This is a genomic window from Actinobaculum suis (assembly GCF_900102025.1).
Classification (GTDB): domain Bacteria; phylum Actinomycetota; class Actinomycetes; order Actinomycetales; family Actinomycetaceae; genus Actinobaculum; species Actinobaculum suis.
Map to the genome: position 1 here is coordinate 1 of NZ_FNAU01000029.1, position 2,393 is coordinate 2,393.

At 55.3% G+C, this 2,393-nt stretch carries 2 protein-coding genes and 1 pseudogene; all 3 read right to left on the reverse strand.

Annotated elements, in window-relative coordinates:
* Positions 1 to 31: 31 nt before the first annotated feature.
* On the reverse strand, positions 32 to 1,720 hold the full coding sequence (locus BLT47_RS08725) for a type I restriction-modification system subunit M (RefSeq protein WP_256332592.1): 1,689 nt from the start codon (positions 1,718 to 1,720) through the stop codon (positions 32 to 34).
* The gene (locus BLT47_RS08730) at positions 1,710 to 1,913 is read right to left on the reverse strand and encodes a type II toxin-antitoxin system Phd/YefM family antitoxin (protein WP_256332593.1); all 204 of its coding nucleotides are present in this window, start codon (positions 1,911 to 1,913) and stop codon (positions 1,710 to 1,712) included. The genes BLT47_RS08725 and BLT47_RS08730 overlap by 11 nt, the downstream gene beginning before the upstream one ends.
* A 345-nt stretch (positions 1,914 to 2,258) precedes the next feature.
* Positions 2,259 to 2,393: pseudogene (locus BLT47_RS09210) on the reverse strand (IS30 family transposase); the annotation flags it as partial.

Sequence of the window (2,393 nt, forward strand, 5' to 3'; positions counted from 1 at the left end):
CCAGGCCCCAGACACCTTCGAAAAACACGCGTCAGCTACACTTGACCTTGCAGCATAAACACCACCCCCATGTCCACTTTCCGGGGGTCGGGCCCCTCAGAGTCAAGCCCCTGTAGGGAGTCGATGATTGCGTCTTGTAGGCGCTTGCCAGCCTCGATCTCCTGGGAACGGGCTGGTTCGGCCTTCTTCCTGGAGGTGGCCAGTGCAGCGAATGTCTTGGATTCTTGAAGCGCCTCGATCGCCTCAGGGTTGGCCTGGAAGCTGAGCCGCAAGGGGCGTTCGACTGTGACTTCGTGATAGGCGAAGTCTTCGGTGTCGAAAATCTTGGACACCTCGGTTTCCTGGAACGCACCATAGATACGCGTGATCTCGGCAATGTTTTCCTCGGTGAGTTTTTTCGCTTTTCACCGAGAGGTTTGCGCATCCGCTGGAAATAGTTGGTGGCGTCGATGAGCTGCACCTTGTTTTTACGGCGGCGTTCCTTACGGTTAGAGAGCACCCACACGTAAGTGAGGATTCCGGTGTTGTAGAACATCTGATCCGGTAGGGCGATGATCGCCTCGAGCCAGTCGTTTTCGAGAATCCAGCGGCGAATTTCGGACTCGCCCTGGCCAGCCCCACCGGTGAACAGCGGGGAGCCGTTGAAGACGATGCCGATCCGTGTTCCGGGTGCATTGACCGGATCGTTGGGATCGTAGGGTTGCATCTTGGAGATCATGTGCTGCAAGAACAGGAACGAGCCATCCGAGACCCGGGGTGTGCCCGCGCCGAACCGGCCCTGATAACCCTTGCGCTCGGCTTCCTCGCGGATCGGGGCTGCGTACTTCTTCCAGTTCACCCCGAACGGTGGATTGCACAGCATGTAGTCGAAGTGCTTACCTGCGGTCTTGTCATCAGTGAGCGAATTACCTAAGTAGATGCGCTCTTGGCGTTCGCCTTTGATCATGATGTCCGATTTCGCCACCGCATAGGTTTGCGGATTGAGTTCCTGGCCGAACACCTCAAGGCGTGCGGTTTCGTTCATGTCCGCGACGTGCTGGGCTGCAATCGACAACATGCCCCCCGTGCCTACCCCTGGGTCGTAGAGCGAGGCCATCGCCCCATCAGTGCAGATCCGGTCGATGTCCTCATCGGGGCTGAACAGGATATTGACCATGAGCTTGATGACTTCGCGTGGGGTGAAGTGCTCACCAGCGGTTTCGTTCGACAAATCAGAGAACCGGCGAATGAGCTCTTCGAAGATGTGGCCCATCTGATCATTGCTGACTACGTCCGGATGAAGGTTGACTTTTGAGGACGTGAACTCGGAAAGCACCTGATAGAGCAAGCCCGCTTTATCGAGGCGTTCAATAACATTGTAAAAATTGTATGCCTCCATCACTTCACGCGCAGCGGGAGCAAACGCTTGCACGTAGTAGCTCAAGTTCTGCTCAAGATTATCCGGGTCGTCCAGCAGGGTCTTCAGGGTGAAATTCGAGGTGTTCCAAAACGGGTAACCCGTAGCTTTCGCGTATTGCAGCTCCTTGACCTTGTTCGGCACCGAGGTGGCTTTGATATCTAAGACCGCTTGCTTGGTGTCCACCAGAACCGAATCGAGGCGGGTCAGCACAGTGAACGGCAACACGACGTCGCCGTATTCGTGTTCCTTGTAATCGCCACGCAGGATCTCCGCGATATTCCAGATCAATGAAACGTGGCTGGAGAATTTGTTAGTGCTCACTCGGGTCGATTCCTTCACTCATCAGTCGTTCGTAGCGCTCGTTGGAGATCACCACGGCGATTGGTTTGCCGTAACGCAGAACGTAGGCTGGCTCATCTTTCTCAGCAACCTCTTTGATCAGGCGCGATGCTTGACCGCGCGAGAGATCACCGATGTTGATATGGCGCATCGGAACCTTGCGTCGCTTGGCCACCACGGCCTCCCTCTACCTCGAACGTAACGCCTCCAAGTTTCCCACAAACCAGCCGCCTCCAGGGCGAGAACACGGCGTCTTTTACATGTAAATTTAAGACTGATTCGCCATGCGCAATCCCATGTGATTTTACATGTACTCTGAGCGATACGAGAGCCAGTGGCACCCTGCTGCGCAGAAGCCGCCCCCTCACTTTGAACTAGTCAACGTGAACTCTGAGCCAGACCCCGTTACATTATTGAAGAGCCCGTTGGGGATGATTTCCTGGGATGATGGGCTTGTCGGCTGGATGGTCCTGGCATGATTTTGTCCCCCCTGGGCGGATTCTAGTGGTGGTTGCAACGGTTAGGTGTTGATGAGTTCGAGTATTTTTTCTGATGGTTTCTTCCAGTTTAGTGTTTTGCGTGGCCGGTCGTTGAGTTCTTCGGCGACGGCGTCGAGGTAGGCTTCGGAATAGGTGGATAGGTCGGTTCCCTTGGG